Here is a 15,535-nt window from a genome sequence, read left to right as displayed (position 1 = left end):
TGGTAATGCCGGAAAAAGAATAAATTTGTAAAGATTCATATGGTTTATTATAATTATAACAGATATGAAAGAAATATTGGAAATCAAAGAAGGTCTAAAATGGATTGATATTTATTCGCCGACTCCTTTGGATATCCATTTTTTAAGAAATAATTTTGATTTTCATCCGATTACTCTTGACGAGCTGACGCATCTCTCGTCCAGAACCAATGTTGACGCCTATGACCATTATCTTTTTATTGTCACTCATTTCCCGGTATATAATCCAATAGAGAAATGCTCCCAGCAAGCCGAGATTGATATTTTAATCAAAAAAGATGTCTTTATCACCGTTCATTATCAGGAGTTAGAAATCTTGGACGGATTGGCTTCGTTTTTAAAAAACGAGAAAATTAAAAGAGGGAATAACTGCACCTATGACTTGCTTTATTATTTGTTGGGACAAATCAATAAATATTCCTTAAGACAACTCGCTCATATTGAAGAAAAAGTCAATAATGTCGGGGAAAAAATATTCAAGAGGAGAGAAAGAGAACTACTGGAACAGATTTCCTATATCAAACGGGATTTGACGACTTTTGGAATCATCACTTGGTCGCAGAGAAACATCCTGGAATCTCTGGCAACGGCCGGGGTGAAATTTTGGGGACCGGAAGTAAAGATTTATTTTTCCGACACTTTGGAAGACCACTGGAAAGTCGTCCACACTTATAATAAGCTCAAAGAAACTTTGAATGATTTTGACACCACCAACGCCCAGCTTTTAGATTATAAAACCAATGAAACAATGAAAATTTTTACGGTTCTGGCGTTTGTTACGGTTCCTTTAATGGTTGTAGTTTCCTTTCTTCAGATAAATTTTATCAATGATTTAGTGGCTGATAAACCCTTTTTGGTTACCTTAATTCTTGGACTGAGTGTTTTTTTGACTATTATTTTAATATTAATATTTAGAAGAAAAAAATGGCTTTGAAACTTCCTCCCCAAGACATTGAAACTGAAAGAGCGGTTTTAGGAGCTCTGATGGTTGATTCCGGCGCCATTATCAAAGTGGCCGATTTTCTTTTTCCGAATGATTTTTATAAACCCGTTCATCAAAAAATATACGAAGTTGTTCTTGATTTATTTACCAACAGCCAGCCGATAGACCTGCTGAGCGTTTCAACAAAACTCAAGGAAAACAAATCGCTGGAAGAAATCGGCGGCGTTAATTATCTCACTGATTTAATCAACGAAGTGCCGACGGCTTCGCATATTGCTCATTACGCCAAAACTGTCAAAGAAAAAAAAGTTCTGCGCGACCTCATCCAAACCTCGGCCGAAATCAACGAAAAAGTTTATGAGAATATTGAAGTAGAAGACCTCTTAGACGAAGTTGAGCAAAAAATTTTCAACATTACCCAGCATTCCCTGCCGCAAAAATACATTAAACTGAAAGACGAACTGCAGGCGGCTTATGAAAGAATTGAAAAACTGCACCGCGGCGAAGAGGCCATCAGAGGCGTTCCCACCGGCTTTACTAAACTTGACGATAATCTTTCGGGCCTTCAACGTTCCGATTTTATTATTCTGGGCGCCCGGCCTTCTTTAGGTAAAACAGCTCTTGCCTTGGATATCGCCCGGCATGCCGCCGTCAAAAACAAAATACCGGTAGGAATATTTTCTTTAGAAATGTCGCGGGAACAGGTTGTTGACCGGCTGATTGCCGCCGAAGCCAATGTAACTCTCTGGCGGTTGCGCACCGGTAAATTAAACGACCAACTGGAGTTTGGAATGATTCAGGAAGCATTAGACCGTCTTTCCCAGGCGCCGATTTTTATTGACGACACGCCCTCGCCCAGCATTCTTCAAATTCGTTCGGCGGCAAGAAGAATGCAACTTGAGCAAGGATTAGGATTGGTCATCGTTGATTACTTGCAGCTAATCCAACCCAGAACCAATTCTGATAATATGGTTCAACAAGTTACTGAAATATCCAGAGGGCTCAAAGCCCTGGCCCGGGAGTTGAAAACTCCGGTATTGGCCCTTTCTCAGCTTTCCAGGGCGGTTGACCAAAGAGAAATAAAAATTCCGCGGCTCTCGGATTTGAGAGAATCGGGTTCGTTGGAACAAGACGCTGATGTAGTAATGCTTCTCTGCCGGAAAAATTGGGAAAGAAATGATGCCAGCCCCGAAGAACTTAATTTAACGGAGGTTATCATCTCCAAACACCGCAATGGGCCGACGGGTAGCGTGGAACTAATGTTTGACCCGGATAGAGTCAGTTTTAAAAACATAGACAAGACGCATCAAGAAAATTCTAATTTCTAAAATTTTAATAAATTTGGCATGTTTCCCGAACCGATTAAAAATTTTATTGAAATTTTTTCCAAGCTTCCTTCAATCGGACCGCGATTAGCCACCCGTCTGGCTTTCTATCTGGCGAACAGCGGAAAAAACGAAATTGAAAACCTGGAAAAATCAATTGGTAATCTAAAAAAACTTAAAACCTGCGAGCGTTGTTTTTTTATTTATACCGAAAATTGCCCTGTCTGTTCTGATGAGAACAGAAGCAAGGATATAATTGCCATCATTGAAAAAGAAAACGATTTAATTTCGCTGGAAAAAACCGGAAAATTCAGCGGCCAATATTTTATTCTGGGCGGCTTGGCCAAAAACGGCGAATTGGATCCCAGCCAAAAATTGCGGCTTAAAAGTTTGGCCGAAAGAATCAAAAAAGAATTTGGCGGGCAAGTAAAAGAAATTATTATCGCTTTAAGTCCTACAACCTTCGGCGATTTTACCGCTTCCTTGATTGAAAAAGAACTAAAACCTCTGGCTCAAAAAATCAGCCATCTGGCAAAAGGCGTACCGACCGGAGGAGAAATTGAGTTTGCCGATGAAGAAACTTTAAAAAGCGCCCTGGAAAAAAGAATATAAAGGATAAAATCACAAAAATAGACCCGATGTTTATCGGGCTTATTTTATTGAAACTATTTCCAAATCCGTATAATGCTGGCGGTGGCCCGCTTTCTTCCGGCGGCGGGTTTTTGACTGATAGCGGAAAACAATTTTCTTTCTTTCTCTCCCCTGTTTTAAAATTTTGGTTTCCACTTTTTTGCCGTCCAAATACGGAGTTCCGATTTTTACATCCCACGCTGACTCTTGCAGACTTAACGCGGACTCACGCTGACTTTTTCCGCGTTGGTCTGCGTTTAGTCCGCGTTGTTCTGCGAGCAATAAAACTTTAATTTCGCCGACTTTTGGCGATTGAATTTTGATCTTGTCACCTTCTTTGATTAGAAATTGTTTTCCGTTGAGTTCAATTACTGCGAACATAAATTTATTGTTAATTTATGGAAATTATAACCGCTATGGCAATTAAAGTCAAAGCCGATGTTACCAGGCCGACATAAGCGAAAACAAACGACAAAAAACGTTGGCGGTCAAAAATAAATTCAGCCAAGAACAAATTTATCAAAATAATCACCAAAGCGACAATTAAAATTTTAAGGACGTCAAATCGGTCGCCCAAAAAATCAATTCCTTTGAAAGCGTCAAAATGGATTATCAAAGGGGTCTTGATTTCAGCCAAACGAAGAAATGTCGCTCCTGACGCTAAAATCAAAAATCCCAAACTTAACCCGAAAATTATAATAAAATTTCTATTTTTGAAAATTTTCATTTAAATTTATTCTAACTTCAAAATCAGTTTATTTCTACCCCCTTCCCCCACGGGACTTCCGCCGTTGTCTTGAAGAATATCCCGCAGGCGCTGAAAGTTTGGTTTCGCCGCAGGCGAATTTCAGCGCCGAGGGCAAAGAAAATTTTGCCACTGGAGCAAAATTATTCTGGTTCTGAAAGGCAATGGCGGAAGTCCCCACTTTATTTAGTAGCCCCAACCGGAGTCGAACCGGTGTTACTAGGATGAGAACCTAGCGTCCTAACCACTAGACGATGGGGCCAGCCGCTTTGCTTAAATTAAACCTGTTTTATCTCCTCCACTACTTTATCCAATCCTATGGCCCTTGAACCCTTCACTAAAATTAAATCCCCTTTTTTAATTTTCAATTCCACTTCTTTTTTGGCTTCTTCGGCGATAAGAAAACTGGAAATATTTTCTTTATCCAGTCCGGCTTTAGCAGCCGCCTCGGCGATAAATTTAGCTCGGGGGCCGATAGTTATCAACAAATCAACGAAGCCGGCGGCGAACTTTCCTATCTCCTCATGGGCTTCCAGGCTATATTTTCCGATTTCCAGCATATCGCCCAAAACCGCCACTTTTCTTTTGGCTTTCAATTCTTTAAGCGTTTCCAAGGCTAACCGCATGGAAAGGGGCGAAGCGTTATAGCTGTCATCAATAATAAAAGTTCCCTTAACACCCTTAACCAAATTCATTCTTCGCAATGGCGGCTTGAAATTTTCAGCCAAGGCTTCCGCAATTTTAACCAAGTTCATTCCGAAAATCAATCCAACGCAAGCAGCGGCCGCTGCGGCATAGGCCTGGCCTTTTCCAAAAGCGCCGTTTATTTTCACCGGAACAAAATTCCCGCCGTATTCTAATTTAAAAGCGATGCCGGTCGGCCCGTTGTCGGAAAAATTTTCAAATCCCGTAATTTTTATCTGAGCGAAATCGTTAAATCCAAAAGTCATTATCTGGGAACGAGTCCGATTTTTCATATCCAGTACTAAAGCGTCATCGGCGTTTAAAATAGCAAATCCCACTGTCGGCAATTGTTCAACTATTTTGCTTTTCTCCCGAGCCAAGGCTTCCGGCCCGGAATAAAATTCAACATGCGCGGGAATATTGCCGATAGCGGTCACCACCGCAATCTGCGACCGTACGATTTCCAAAAGATATTTAATGTCGCCCGGCCGATCAGCGGCATATTCCAAAACCAATATCTCGGGGTACGCTGATTTATGCGGATTTAAAATGCGGATTAATGCTGATAATATTACTCTTGCCCAGAACCAGAAAGCCGGTTTTTCAATTTTTTGCCAGTCGCCCAAAATTGTCAGCGGCACTCCAATTTCGTTGTTAAAATTGCCGCTGGTCGCCCTGACGCGCCGTTCTCTTGAAAGAACGGCCTTAATCGCTTCTTTAGTGGAAGTTTTTCCGACACTGCCGGTTACCGCAACAATGCCGGGCTGATAACGCGAAACAAAATTTTTGGCCAATCCTTTCAAAGCCCATCGTAAAATTTTTAATGAAATAGTTTTCATGATTTTTATTGTAATTACAGAAATTACTGTAATTACGGTAATTACTTAGTTACTTAGTTTATCCGGCGGGATATTGTAATAATTCAAAACGAATTGAGCTAATTCCTTAAAAGCCGGGACAACTGTTAGGCCGGCCAGAGGCGCTCCCTTGGGCTTGTCTAATTTCAAAAAAATAATAAATCTGGGGTTGTCAGCCGGCGCGAAACCGATATAACTATTAATAACATCCGAGGTATAACCGCCATTTTTGAAATCCGGCACCTGCGCCGTACCGGTTTTCCCCGCCACGCGATAATTAGCAATAGCCGCTACCCCGGCTTTGTCAACAGCTGAGACCATCATCGCTTTCAGCTGGCGGCTGGTTTCCGCGCTTATAACCTGTCTTACGATTTGCGGTTTTAATTCAGCGTTAAAATAAGGTCTCATTAAATTTCCGCCATTAGCGATTGCCGAAAAAGCGTTAATCAATTCCAGCGGCGTAACCGCTATGCCCTGGCCGAAAGAAGCGGTGGCAAAATTAATAGCGCTGGCATTTTTTATTTCCAAATTGCTCAAATTCCCCATTCGTTCTTCCGGAAAATCAACGCCAGTCGGCTTATTCAAACCGAATTTAACAAGATAATTATAAAATAAATCATCACCAATTTTATTTTCCGCCCAAACCGCGCCGGTGTTGATGGAATTTTCAATCACATTGGTCATGGTCATTTTGCCGTAAGCTTTAAAGTCCCAGTTTCTGATAGTTCTGCCATTTAAAGTCACAGACCCGGTATCGTAATAAGTTGTCTCCGGTGTAATCTTTTTGCTGTCAATTCCGGCCGCCATGGTAATCACTTTTAAAACCGAGCCCGGCTCATATAAACTTTTAATGGCCGGATTCAAAAATAAACCGACCTCGGCTTGGCTGTAATTGTTCGGGTCAAAATCAGGTTTGTTGGTCAAAGCCAAAATTTCTCCGGTTGTCGGATTTTCTATAATGACAGTCCCCCCGGTCGCTTCAAATTTTTTTATTAAATTATCCAAAACTTCTTCCGCTCGGGCCTGAAGATTGCGATCAATGGTTAAATGTAAATTTTTATTATTTTGAAGTTTATCGTTATAAAAACTTTCTAAACCATAAAGACCAACTGGTTGATTATTTTTATCGTTGACACCGACAAACCCGAGAAGCTGAGACGCTAAATTTTGGGAAGGATAGTAACGAAAATTTTGAGATTTAACATAGATCCCTTTGAGATTGAGGGACCCAATCGCCCGAACCTGTTCGTCAGAGGCTTTCTCCAATAATAATTTATAAAGAGAGTTGGAATTGGAAAAAAGAGAAGATAATTTTGCTTGGCTGATTCCGACAATCGGCGCCAAAACTTCAGCGGTTTTTTCCGGCTCACTTATTTCTTTGGGAACAGCGTAGATTATTGAAAATTCTTTGCTGACAGCCACCGGAATTAAATTTTGGTAGCGGTCGGTGAAAGAAATCACGCCTCGGGCAAAGTCATTCTGGCTAATTTTCCCTCGGGCTTCAACCCGTTGTAAATATCCTGACCCCTGCTCTAACTGAAGGTTGTAAAGCCGGAAAATCAACCCTCCGTAAACCAAAGCAAAAATTATTACTAGAATAGTGTAACGGAATTTCATAATTATAAATATTGGCCTAAAAATTGGCCCCTAAATATTGCGGCCGCTGGTCCATAATTAAGCCATTTTCTTTGGCCAATTCCTCCAGACGAGTCGGATCAATCAACTGATAATATTGACTTTTAAGGTTTGAATTTTGGTTTTGATAATCAGCCAATGATTTTTCCAAAGATTGAACTTGATATTTAAGCCCAACCATATGATTGTATTCGTAAATATAAAACCCGGCCATAAAAAAAATAACGATTAAAAGTAATATCAGACTCAATTTATTTTTGTTTTTAGCCGGCTGGATTATTGTCATATGTTTTTACGGTAATTACCGTAATTACTGCAATTACAGTAATTTTGCGGCTCGCAGTTTGGCTGAACGAGACCGCGAATTTTGTTTTATTTCTTCCAGGCTCGGAGTAATCGGTTTTTTTGTTAAAATTTCCATTTTCCCCTCTTTGGCCTTTTCCCGAAAATAATTTTTGACTATCCGGTCTTCCAAAGAGTTAAAAGAAATAATAGCTACCCGTCCCCCGATTTTTAATATCTCGTTTAAAGAATTTAAAAGCTTTTCCAAATTGGCCAGTTCCTGATTGGCGTAAACTCTTAAAGCCAGAAAAGTTCGCGTGGCCGGGTGAATTCTTCCCCTTTCGTAATTTTTAGGCAGAACCCCTGCGACTGCTTCGGCTAATTGTTTATTGGTTTCAATCGGAAAGCGATTCTGTTTTATGGCATGAGCTATTCTTTTGGCGCAATGTTCTTCTCCTAAATTTTTTATGATTTCCGCCAATTCGGGCTCGTTTAATCTTTTGAGCAAATTTTTTACCGGAACGGCATAAGGATCGTAAGTCATTAACAGCGGCTCTTCGGGCCCGGAAAAACTGAAACCCCGGCCAGTCGTCAATTGCTCGGAAGAAAAACCCAGGTCTAACAGCAAGCCATCGGCTTTAGGCAGATCTTCTCTTTTCAAAATTTCCGGCAAATCGGCATAATTACTCTGGACTAAAATTGATTTTGAATTTACCGTAATTTTTTCTTTCACTTTCTGTAAAGTCGTTTCATCTAAATCCGTGCCCAATAATGTTCCCTTTGGCTCAATTTTTTCCAGAATTGCGACACTGTGTCCGCCGTTGCCAACCGTGCCATCAATAAAAAATTCTCCCGGTTTTGGATCTAAGACAGTTATTGTTTCTTTTAAAAGAACGGGGATATGTCCTGAAACATGAAGCATGGAGCCTGAAGCATAACGGTAATTATTATTTTCTGTTTCATGTTCCATGTTTCATGTTCCACGCTTCATGCTCATATGCCGAGCTCCGATAATTTTTCCGCTATCTCATCTGAACTTCCTTCGGTCTTCGTTTTATACTCCTGCCATTTTTCGGAATCCCAAATTTCAATCCGGTTATAGAGTCCGGCTATTGCTACTTGTTTTTTCAGGCCGGCATATTTTCTTAAATAATCGGGCGTTAAAATTCTTCCTTGTTTATCTATATCCGCTTCCATCGCCCCGGCCAGCATTAAACGAACAAAAGCCCGCGAATTGGATTGGGCTAATGGCAAACTAATTAATTTTTGCGCCAGAACCTCCCATTCTTTGGAAGCGAAAACAAACAAACAATGGTCAAGCCCGCGCGTGATTATCGCGCCGCCAGCCAATTTTTCCCGGAATTTCGCGGGAACGGCTAATCTTCCTTTAGTATCTAAATTATGTTGGTATTCGCCGATGAACATATATTTGAGTTATCCACAGTTTGGGGTACTTATCCACACCTTTATCCACCTTCCCCCACTTTTATTTTATCTTACACCACCGGCCTTATTTAGTCAAAATAGAAATTTTTGCTTTTAAGAAAAAAATAAAGGTCAAAAACCCTTTGTTTAAGCGGATTTTAAAAATTTGCGATTTAAAGTTGTACACAACTTATCCACCTCGCAAAAAAAATCACTCCAATATCATATCGGAGTGATTTGTCCCTCACCTTTTTAGCCGTGGCATTGCTGGGATCAAACCAGCGGCCTGTCGCCGTAGGCGACCGCTCTAACCAAGATTATTTTTTATCCATTCCCTACCCTTTCCACTTTTAAAAAATAGTTCTCGCTGAACCGCTTCTTTTCTAGTTTGATATTCCTCTTTGTAAATTAGAACAAAAGGTTTAGTTAATTTAGTATATTTACTTTCCCCAAAATTATGTTCTTTGAGACGTCTTTCAATATACCAGTATAATTTCTTCCGTTCTTTAAACTTCTTAAAATGTAAACACAAAACATTGTGGGCACACTAAGAATCGAACTTAGACTCTTCGCAATGTGAATGCGACGTTTTACCATTAAACTATGCGCCCTATCATTTTTTATTATAAAACAAAAAAGCCGATAAATTCAATCGGCTTCTTTGAGTTTATAGTTTTAGAACTATACTATTGAATTTCAACTGTCGCGCCAACCGCTTCTAATTTGCTCTTCAAATCTTCGGCGTCTTCTTTCTTCATTCCTTCCTTAATAGTTTTCGGCGCTCCATCGGCGATATCTTTTGATTCTTTCAAACCAAGGCCGGTAGCTTCTTTGATGACCTTGATAACATTAATTTTCTGGTCACCGCTAACTTTCAAGATAACATTGAAAGCAGTTTTTTCAACAGCAGCAGCCGAACCATCTTCACTACCGGCTACGGCGGCCGAAGCCGGCATAGACGCTGAAACACCGAATTTTTCTTCCAAAGTTTTCACCAATTCGGCGAGTTCCACCACGGTTAATTTTTCTATTTTTTCAATTATATCTTTAAATTTTTCCATATTTTAAATTTGAAATAAAATTTATTATTTTTCGACCATTTTTGATTTTTCGCTTAATACGAACATAAACATTTTTATCGGCGCCGCCAACATTCCAACCAATTGCGACAGCAATATTTCCCGCGACGGCAGAAGAGCAATCTTCTTAAACGCGTCAGCCGCTAAAAATTGTTTGTCTTTTAAATCATAAGCGCCCAATACCTGAATTCCCGCGAAAGATTTATACACGGGACCGGCGGCCGAGGAAATATCACTGCCGGAAAAAATCGTTCCCATCTGCCCTTTAAAAATTAAATGCGGGTCAAAATCAATTTTGTTTTCCTTCAGAATGATTCTTAACAAACGTTTTTTGACAACTTTAAATTGAGCGTCAATTTTTTTGAGTTTCGCTTTCAGCAACCACATCTTCTCGGTTGAAACCTTTCCGAAATCAACAAAAATCAAACTCTGGCTTTTTTTGAAAAGCTCTTCGCCTGATTTTAATTCTTCAATTTTTTGTTCCTTTGATTTCATGCCAATGTTGTTTAAATTTACGACCTGCCTGCCGGCAGGCAGGGCTCAATGCGAAGTAAATTTTACCACAACATTGAGCACCCAACACATAACGCTTTATGTGCTGGGTCCTCGATTTTGTTAATTCGTTTTACTCATACAAAATCGGGAAATAAAAAACGGACTTTCGTCCGCAGAAAAAAATAATTTTTAATCCTCGGCGGGTCTTATGTTTATGCCCACTTTCTGCGGATTATTATCCTATAATAGAGCACAACTTTGAAAGTGTCAATACTTTAATCTTTAACCAAAGGAACGAAGCTGAAACCGAAAAACTCTTTTTTTTCAAATTCCGTTGAACTGATTTTATCCAGAACTATTATATTATGCCCAACCGGCATCACCAGGCGGCCGCCAATTTTAAGTTCTTCTTTCCAAGCCGAAGGAATTTCTTCGGCGGCGGCTCCGGCTATTACTCTGTCGTATGGCGCTTCTTCAGAATATCCTTTTGAAGCGTCGCCGCAAAAAAACTCCACAATGCCTTTTTCTATAAAGTTATATTTAGCGACATTTTTCTTGCCGAATTCACAGAGCTCCGGGATTCTTTCAAAAGCGCAAACTTTTCCTTTTTCTCCGACAATATAAGCCAAAAGAGCGCTCACCCAGCCGCTGCCGGCGCCGACATCTAAAATTTTTTCGCCGGGTTTCGGTTCCAAAAGCTCCAGCATAAAGGCGACTGTCAAGGGCTGAGAAATCGTCTGATCAAACCCGATAGACAAAGGTTGATTGAAATAGGCCTCATTTTTTAATTTTTCCGGGACGAAATCAAGCCGGTCAATCTTTTCAAAGGCCTCTATAAAAGAGAGAGTTTTGAGAAAACCCTCTTTGACTAAATCTTTAATTAGAGATTCTTTAGTGAACATTTAGCGGGGGTGCAAGGAATCGAACCCTGGTCTCTTCTTTTGGAGAGAAGCATTCTACCACTGAACCACACCCCCTTGACAAAATATAAATAATTATGCTATAATTATAGCAGTACTTTTTTAATAAAACAATACTGAACGGCGAATTCTCCTGTCGGGTAATAGCTGGGAGGGCGGACACGCGGCGGTGGCGCTTCTAACAGCTAGCTTCGGGAGGTAGCTAGCCTTCTTACCACGGCCTTGTGCCTCCCCACATATACTTTTTTCCAGATCCGACTGGAATTCAAGGAGCGATATGCTCCAAAATCTAAAAGCCACTGAATCATTATCATTCAGCGGCTTTTTTATTTCTTGGCTTCTTTATGAATAGTGTGTTTCTTGCACCACTTGCAATGTTTTTTGTATTCTAATTTTTTCTCAACGGTTTTCTTGTTTTTGCGCGTGTAATAATTCACCCGCTTACAAACGGCGCATTTCAGCCTTATTAAATATTCCGAAAATTTTGATTTTGCGTTTGCCATGTTTTAAGTTAATGAGTAATTAGTTGATGAGTTAATTAGTAATTAATCCTATTTATTCTAAAGATTTCATTAAACCACTCAACATTTTTGAAAGCGATTCAATCTCTTCTTTAAATTCATTATACACAATTTTATTTATTAATTCCAAGTTTAAACAAATTTCCAAAATCGGGATTAATTCAAAAAGCGATGTCCGACTGATTTTATAAAAATTTTTCTTTCCTTTTTGAGAATCCCTCCCCGAGCCTTCGGCAATATTTAAAGGAACCGAAATTCCGGCACCTATAAATTGATCCCTTAATCGAGAAAATTTTATAGAAAAATTATTAGCTATTTTACAAATATTTATAGCTAATTTCAAACTTCTTTGATAAACATCTAAATTTTCAAATAAAAACATATGCTAATCCATTACTCATTAACTCATAAACTCAAAACTCGTAAACTAAATTCCTGAGCCTGGAGGCGGGATTGAACCGCCGACCTCGTCTTTACCAAAGACGTGCTCTGCCAACTGAGCTACCCAGGCAAAATTTTCTTGACTGCTGTTTATCCCGATGTTCTAAAATTTTACCTGAGCCACCTCCGAGATTTGAACTCGGAACCTTCACTTTACAAAAGTGTTGCTCTGCCGTTGAGCTAAGGTGGCAAAATTTTTTAGAACATTGAGGACTCTCGATATTCTAACAAAACTTAGAGTTTTGAGAATATCGGAGCAAAACAGTTGCTCTACCACTGAGCTACCTCGGCAGTAGCTTGGTGCGCAGGGCAGGATTCGAACCTGCGTAGCCGCAAGGGCGTCAGATTTACAGTCTGATGCATTTGACCACTCTGCCACCTGCGCATCTTAACTGCTAATTGATGGAATGCCCATATTCTACATTATTTGGTTAATCCATTACCAGCGCTTCCGCCATCGCCATTTTTTTTGAACTTTTCAAGCAACTTGCTTATCGTATTATCCATCTTCAAAAAAATCAGTTTTATTTTACGAAGTGTTTTCTCAAGAAAAGCGTTAACCGCCGCGTCAATCTTTTCAAAAGGAAAAGAACTGAACCGATTAGCTTTTGTTTTTGAGGTATTAACGGTTTCGCTAATCCGCGGCAAAACCCGAGCCGCCAAAAAAATAACCGTTCCCAAACTGACCATTATAAAAATTTGAAGAATGAAATCGTACATAAATTTTATTTACAATTCGTATCGGCAAAACCTTTCTACTTTAACATTCTCCCCCACTCTGGCGATAGCATCTTTTATCAAATCATTTATAGCCATTGCTTCGTTTTTAATATAGGGCTGAGAAAGCAAATTTTTAACATCAACGGGCTCCATCGCGGCAATTTGCATAACCAAATTATGCGCCAATCCTTTAAAAACATCCGAACGAGCCACAAAATCAGTTTCACAACGAAGTTCCAGCATAACCCCCACTCGGTCATTGTGGATATAGGTTTCAAGAAGCCCCGCGCCTGTTGAACGGTCTGATTTTTGCTCCACCTTGACCAATCCCCGTTCTTTAATAAGGGCCACGGCTTTGGCAAAATCACCGTTCGCCTCGGCATACGCCTTTTTACAAGACATCACGCCGGCACCGGTTGCGTCTCTAAGTTTTTGAATAACTTCAATATTAACTTTGGCCATAAATAATTAAAAAAATATTATTGAGTTTTGCCTGCCTCACGTGGAACCGAAAGTTCTCCTGCGGGCTCAGCGCTTTTGACAAAAGCCGGTTCCAAATATTTCAGGATCCAATCAATACTGGCCTTGCTGTGGTCGTTGCCTGGAATCGGATAATCAATTATTGAAGGGTCGCAATCGGTTGACATAACGGCGATTACCGGAATCTTCAGGAGTTTGGCTTCGTGAACCGCGTTTTTATGCTCCAAAGTATCAATCACAAATAAAACATCCGGCAGTTTATTGAGATAAACCAATCCGCTGAAGGCCTTTCCCATTTTAGTTATCTCTTTATCTATTTTCACCCGTTCTTTTTTGGTGTATTTGTCCAATTCGCCCTGCTCTTTTTTGGCTTTCAACCCCAGATAATAATTCACCCGCTGGTTGATAATTTTAAAATTGGTTAAAATCCCACCCAACCAACGCTGCGTCATAAAAGGTAAATTATGTTTTTGGGCAAAATCTTCAATGAGTTTCTGGGCAGCCGGCTGAGTGCCAACCATGCACACCGTCGCGCCCTGGCTGGTTTTCTCTTTAAGAAAATCCCTGGCTTTATCCAGCGCCGAAATAACGGCTTTAAGGTCAATCAATTCAATGCCGTTGCGGGTGGAAAAAATATGCGGCCTCATCTTGGGATTGGTCTTGGCTTTTTTGTGGCCGTAAATTATGCCCGCTTCAAGCATTTCCTTAAAATGGCTATTTTGGGTTATGTCTAATTCCGTTTCTATCATAAAAGAAAAGGATAACAAAATTGTTCTATGGGGTCAATCCCCGTTAGAAATCTTTCTTTTGCCGATGTTTGGTTCGCCATTGAACAATCGCCGCGTGATTGCCGGACAATAAAATTTTTGGCGCCGGATATTTTTTGCCTTTATGAACAAAAATTTCCGGCCGGGTGTAGGCCGGCACGCCGATACCCAGGCGTTTTTCTTCAAGCGATTCCTCTTTTCCCAAAACTCCGGGCAAATGGCGGGAAACGGCGTCAATTAAAATCATCGCCGGCAATTCGCCGCCGCTCAAAACATAAGGGCCGACAGAAATTTCTTCAATTTTCAACCCCATATCAGAAATCGCCTTTTTAACTCTCGCATCAATCCCCTCATAATGCCCGCAGATAAAAATTAAACGCTCGCATTTTTTCGCCAATCCAACTGCCATTTTGCTGTCAAACTGTTTCCCTGCCGGAGAAAATAAAATAATTAAGCTTTTAGTTTTTGAGTATTTAGATTTTTTAGTTAAAGATTGAACCGCTTTTATAATGGGTTCAATTTTAATTACCATTCCCGGGCCGCCGGCATAAGGTTTGTCATCAACTTTCCGATGTTTGTCTTCGGTGAAATCCCGGAGATTGTGAATTTTAATTTCAAGCAAACCCTTTTTCTGGGCTCGTTTTAAGATTGATTCATTAAGATAAGAAAACGCCTCTGGAAAAATTGTGATGATATCAAAAACCATATAGATAATGGATGGAAAAAAATCTACCCAATCAAAAACCGCGCTATTAATAAATAATAGCACGGTTTTGATGAGTTTGAATTCTTTTTATTAGAACTTCAAATCTTCAACAACTTTCTGTACTCCTTCGCTGGGCTGATTGAAGCGAGTGCTGCCTTCGGGCTCTTCAATTTTCAGATTAACCCGGGCATTATTTTTCACGCCTACAATCCGCAACAGAGAACGAATAGATTTAGCTGTCGCACCTTGGCGGCCAATTACTTGGCCCATGTCCTGGGGGTTAACTTTCAAAGAAAGCAGAACTCCCATCTCATCTACCTTGCGTTCAATCTTGACATCGTCAGGATTGTCAACAATGGCTTTGATAAGAAATTCAAGGAACGCCTGATAATCACCTGTCATACTGAGTTTCTAGATTTCTAGTTTTTCAATAATATTCGACCTTTTTTCTAAACATCCAAATTTTCAAAAAAATTAAACTTATAAATCATCATAACACGCTTTTAAGGTAAAGTCAATCCATTTTTCAATTAATACATTGATCCTCCTGCATCAAAATTCATATTTTTATTACATTCCTTTTCCTCCCATATAATTAAAAATTAAACTTTCTGTTTTTTTAACAGATTTTTCATACTCGGAGTCGGTTGAGCGCCGCTCTTTGTCCAATAATCAACCCGCTCCATATTAATTTTAAACTTATTGGTATGCGGATTGTACCAGCCCAAGTCCTCAACAAAGCGGCCGTTAATTTTTGAACGTTTCTCGGCAATAATAATTCTAAACGAGGCCTGGCCTTTTTTTCCTATTCTTTTTAATTTAATGGCTAACATAATTAGCT

At 39.9% G+C, this 15,535-nt stretch carries 22 protein-coding genes and 6 tRNA genes; 3 read left to right on the top strand and 25 right to left on the bottom strand.

Annotated elements, in window-relative coordinates:
* Window positions 1-64 precede the first annotated feature (64 nt).
* The 3 genes from Q8N22_00415 to recR are packed head-to-tail and all read left to right on the top strand — an operon-like array spanning window position 65 to window position 2,919.
* Entirely contained in the window at window positions 65-973 is a 909-nt protein-coding gene (locus Q8N22_00415) for a magnesium transporter CorA family protein (GenBank protein MDP3052408.1), read from the top strand.
* Window positions 964-2,310 carry a replicative DNA helicase gene (gene dnaB, locus Q8N22_00410; protein ID MDP3052407.1) on the top strand — a complete coding sequence of 449 codons (1,347 nt, stop codon included), beginning with the start codon at window positions 964-966 and terminating at the stop codon, window positions 2,308-2,310. The genes Q8N22_00415 and dnaB overlap by 10 nt, the downstream gene beginning before the upstream one ends.
* Before the next feature lie 18 nt (window positions 2,311-2,328).
* Window positions 2,329-2,919, top strand: coding sequence for a recombination mediator RecR (gene recR / locus Q8N22_00405; GenBank protein MDP3052406.1), 591 nt, complete (start codon window positions 2,329-2,331; stop codon window positions 2,917-2,919).
* A 39-nt stretch (window positions 2,920-2,958) separates the two neighbouring features.
* Here recR and rplU read toward each other — a convergent pair whose 3' ends face one another.
* The 25 genes from rplU to rpsP form a co-directional block, all read right to left on the bottom strand.
* Entirely contained in the window at window positions 2,959-3,318 is a 360-nt protein-coding gene (gene rplU / locus Q8N22_00400) for a 50S ribosomal protein L21 (GenBank protein MDP3052405.1), read from the bottom strand.
* 10 nt (window positions 3,319-3,328) lie between these two features.
* Window positions 3,329-3,664, bottom strand: coding sequence for a hypothetical protein (locus Q8N22_00395; GenBank protein ID MDP3052404.1), 336 nt, complete (start codon window positions 3,662-3,664; stop codon window positions 3,329-3,331).
* A gap of 208 nt (window positions 3,665-3,872) precedes the next feature.
* Window positions 3,873-3,944 (bottom strand) — tRNA-Glu (locus Q8N22_00390).
* A 16-nt stretch (window positions 3,945-3,960) separates the two neighbouring features.
* Window positions 3,961-5,205, bottom strand: coding sequence for a UDP-N-acetylmuramoyl-tripeptide--D-alanyl-D-alanine ligase (murF, locus tag Q8N22_00385; protein MDP3052403.1), 1,245 nt, complete (start codon window positions 5,203-5,205; stop codon window positions 3,961-3,963).
* A 45-nt stretch (window positions 5,206-5,250) separates the two neighbouring features.
* Window positions 5,251-6,840 carry a penicillin-binding protein 2 gene (locus tag Q8N22_00380; protein ID MDP3052402.1) on the bottom strand — a complete coding sequence of 530 codons (1,590 nt, stop codon included), beginning with the start codon at window positions 6,838-6,840 and terminating at the stop codon, window positions 5,251-5,253.
* A 16-nt stretch (window positions 6,841-6,856) separates the two neighbouring features.
* The gene (locus Q8N22_00375) at window positions 6,857-7,144 is read right to left on the bottom strand and encodes a septum formation initiator family protein (GenBank protein MDP3052401.1); all 288 of its coding nucleotides are present in this window, start codon (window positions 7,142-7,144) and stop codon (window positions 6,857-6,859) included.
* 33 nt (window positions 7,145-7,177) lie between these two features.
* Window positions 7,178-8,110 carry a 16S rRNA (cytosine(1402)-N(4))-methyltransferase RsmH gene (gene rsmH / locus Q8N22_00370; protein MDP3052400.1) on the bottom strand — a complete coding sequence of 311 codons (933 nt, stop codon included), beginning with the start codon at window positions 8,108-8,110 and terminating at the stop codon, window positions 7,178-7,180.
* Between the two features lie 23 nt (window positions 8,111-8,133).
* Window positions 8,134-8,565, bottom strand: a complete 432-nt coding sequence (gene mraZ, locus Q8N22_00365; GenBank protein MDP3052399.1) for a division/cell wall cluster transcriptional repressor MraZ — start codon at window positions 8,563-8,565, stop codon at window positions 8,134-8,136.
* 307 nt (window positions 8,566-8,872) lie between these two features.
* A complete protein-coding gene (locus Q8N22_00360; GenBank protein ID MDP3052398.1) occupies window positions 8,873-9,097 on the bottom strand; it encodes a GIY-YIG nuclease family protein in 225 nt (74 codons plus the stop codon).
* Window positions 9,098-9,104: 7 nt separating this feature from the next.
* Window positions 9,105-9,176 (bottom strand) — tRNA-Val (locus tag Q8N22_00355).
* A 75-nt stretch (window positions 9,177-9,251) separates the two neighbouring features.
* Window positions 9,252-9,626, bottom strand: a complete 375-nt coding sequence (gene rplL, locus Q8N22_00350) for a 50S ribosomal protein L7/L12 (protein MDP3052397.1) — start codon at window positions 9,624-9,626, stop codon at window positions 9,252-9,254.
* 24 nt (window positions 9,627-9,650) lie between these two features.
* Window positions 9,651-10,139, bottom strand: a complete 489-nt coding sequence (rplJ, locus tag Q8N22_00345) for a 50S ribosomal protein L10 (protein ID MDP3052396.1) — start codon at window positions 10,137-10,139, stop codon at window positions 9,651-9,653.
* Between the two features lie 275 nt (window positions 10,140-10,414).
* On the bottom strand, window positions 10,415-11,041 hold the full coding sequence (pcm, locus tag Q8N22_00340) for a protein-L-isoaspartate O-methyltransferase (protein ID MDP3052395.1): 627 nt from the start codon (window positions 11,039-11,041) through the stop codon (window positions 10,415-10,417).
* A gap of 4 nt (window positions 11,042-11,045) precedes the next feature.
* Window positions 11,046-11,116 (bottom strand) — tRNA-Trp (locus tag Q8N22_00335).
* Window positions 11,117-11,385: 269 nt separating this feature from the next.
* Window positions 11,386-11,562, bottom strand: a complete 177-nt coding sequence (rpmG, locus tag Q8N22_00330; GenBank protein ID MDP3052394.1) for a 50S ribosomal protein L33 — start codon at window positions 11,560-11,562, stop codon at window positions 11,386-11,388.
* Between the two features lie 52 nt (window positions 11,563-11,614).
* Complete coding sequence (locus Q8N22_00325; protein ID MDP3052393.1) at window positions 11,615-11,962, bottom strand: four helix bundle protein; 348 nt, start codon at window positions 11,960-11,962, stop codon at window positions 11,615-11,617.
* Between the two features lie 56 nt (window positions 11,963-12,018).
* A tRNA-Thr gene (locus Q8N22_00320) sits at window positions 12,019-12,091 on the bottom strand.
* 48 nt (window positions 12,092-12,139) lie between these two features.
* Window positions 12,140-12,211: transfer RNA gene (locus Q8N22_00315), tRNA-Thr, on the bottom strand.
* Window positions 12,212-12,319: 108 nt separating this feature from the next.
* Window positions 12,320-12,406: transfer RNA gene (locus tag Q8N22_00310), tRNA-Tyr, on the bottom strand.
* Between the two features lie 38 nt (window positions 12,407-12,444).
* Window positions 12,445-12,741 carry a hypothetical protein gene (locus tag Q8N22_00305; protein MDP3052392.1) on the bottom strand — a complete coding sequence of 99 codons (297 nt, stop codon included), beginning with the start codon at window positions 12,739-12,741 and terminating at the stop codon, window positions 12,445-12,447.
* A 9-nt stretch (window positions 12,742-12,750) separates the two neighbouring features.
* On the bottom strand, window positions 12,751-13,203 hold the full coding sequence (gene tsf / locus Q8N22_00300) for a translation elongation factor Ts (protein ID MDP3052391.1): 453 nt from the start codon (window positions 13,201-13,203) through the stop codon (window positions 12,751-12,753).
* A 17-nt stretch (window positions 13,204-13,220) separates the two neighbouring features.
* A complete protein-coding gene (gene rpsB / locus Q8N22_00295; GenBank protein MDP3052390.1) occupies window positions 13,221-13,970 on the bottom strand; it encodes a 30S ribosomal protein S2 in 750 nt (249 codons plus the stop codon).
* 43 nt (window positions 13,971-14,013) lie between these two features.
* Window positions 14,014-14,694, bottom strand: coding sequence for a tRNA (guanosine(37)-N1)-methyltransferase TrmD (gene trmD, locus Q8N22_00290; GenBank protein ID MDP3052389.1), 681 nt, complete (start codon window positions 14,692-14,694; stop codon window positions 14,014-14,016).
* A 90-nt stretch (window positions 14,695-14,784) separates the two neighbouring features.
* On the bottom strand, window positions 14,785-15,096 hold the full coding sequence (locus tag Q8N22_00285; protein ID MDP3052388.1) for a KH domain-containing protein: 312 nt from the start codon (window positions 15,094-15,096) through the stop codon (window positions 14,785-14,787).
* 200 nt (window positions 15,097-15,296) lie between these two features.
* The gene (gene rpsP / locus Q8N22_00280) at window positions 15,297-15,527 is read right to left on the bottom strand and encodes a 30S ribosomal protein S16 (GenBank protein MDP3052387.1); all 231 of its coding nucleotides are present in this window, start codon (window positions 15,525-15,527) and stop codon (window positions 15,297-15,299) included.
* Window positions 15,528-15,535: the final 8 nt, after the last annotated feature.

The organism is bacterium, assembly GCA_030693325.1.
Classification (GTDB): domain Bacteria; phylum Patescibacteriota; class Minisyncoccia; order UBA6257; family MFKM01; genus MFKM01.
Note: the sequence above shows the minus strand (reverse complement) of the source record. Positions and strands in the feature narration are given on the sequence as shown.

Bases quoted from the DNA above. Each gene is read 5' to 3' on its own strand.
- Q8N22_00415 (MDP3052408.1), top strand. From the start codon at position 65: ATGAAAGAAATATTGGAAATCAAAGAAGGTCTAAAATGGATTGATATT.
- rplU (MDP3052405.1), bottom strand. From the start codon at position 3,318: ATGTTCGCAGTAATTGAACTCAACGGAAAACAATTTCTAATCAAAGAA.
- tsf (MDP3052391.1), bottom strand. From the start codon at position 13,203: ATGGCCAAAGTTAATATTGAAGTTATTCAAAAACTTAGAGACGCAACC.
- Q8N22_00285 (MDP3052388.1), bottom strand. From the start codon at position 15,096: ATGACAGGTGATTATCAGGCGTTCCTTGAATTTCTTATCAAAGCCATT.
- Q8N22_00375 (MDP3052401.1), bottom strand. From the start codon at position 7,144: ATGACAATAATCCAGCCGGCTAAAAACAAAAATAAATTGAGTCTGATA.
- rplJ (MDP3052396.1), bottom strand. From the start codon at position 10,139: ATGAAATCAAAGGAACAAAAAATTGAAGAATTAAAATCAGGCGAAGAG.
- Q8N22_00380 (MDP3052402.1), bottom strand. From the start codon at position 6,840: ATGAAATTCCGTTACACTATTCTAGTAATAATTTTTGCTTTGGTTTAC.
- pcm (MDP3052395.1), bottom strand. From the start codon at position 11,041: ATGTTCACTAAAGAATCTCTAATTAAAGATTTAGTCAAAGAGGGTTTT.
- rplL (MDP3052397.1), bottom strand. From the start codon at position 9,626: ATGGAAAAATTTAAAGATATAATTGAAAAAATAGAAAAATTAACCGTG.
- rpmG (MDP3052394.1), bottom strand. From the start codon at position 11,562: ATGGCAAACGCAAAATCAAAATTTTCGGAATATTTAATAAGGCTGAAA.
- rsmH (MDP3052400.1), bottom strand. From the start codon at position 8,110: ATGGAACATGAAACAGAAAATAATAATTACCGTTATGCTTCAGGCTCC.
- mraZ (MDP3052399.1), bottom strand. From the start codon at position 8,565: ATGTTCATCGGCGAATACCAACATAATTTAGATACTAAAGGAAGATTA.
- recR (MDP3052406.1), top strand. From the start codon at position 2,329: ATGTTTCCCGAACCGATTAAAAATTTTATTGAAATTTTTTCCAAGCTT.
- Q8N22_00395 (MDP3052404.1), bottom strand. From the start codon at position 3,664: ATGAAAATTTTCAAAAATAGAAATTTTATTATAATTTTCGGGTTAAGT.
- Q8N22_00305 (MDP3052392.1), bottom strand. From the start codon at position 12,741: ATGTACGATTTCATTCTTCAAATTTTTATAATGGTCAGTTTGGGAACG.
- rpsP (MDP3052387.1), bottom strand. From the start codon at position 15,527: ATGTTAGCCATTAAATTAAAAAGAATAGGAAAAAAAGGCCAGGCCTCG.
- trmD (MDP3052389.1), bottom strand. From the start codon at position 14,694: ATGGTTTTTGATATCATCACAATTTTTCCAGAGGCGTTTTCTTATCTT.
- murF (MDP3052403.1), bottom strand. From the start codon at position 5,205: ATGAAAACTATTTCATTAAAAATTTTACGATGGGCTTTGAAAGGATTG.
- dnaB (MDP3052407.1), top strand. From the start codon at position 964: ATGGCTTTGAAACTTCCTCCCCAAGACATTGAAACTGAAAGAGCGGTT.
- Q8N22_00325 (MDP3052393.1), bottom strand. From the start codon at position 11,962: ATGTTTTTATTTGAAAATTTAGATGTTTATCAAAGAAGTTTGAAATTA.
- rpsB (MDP3052390.1), bottom strand. From the start codon at position 13,970: ATGATAGAAACGGAATTAGACATAACCCAAAATAGCCATTTTAAGGAA.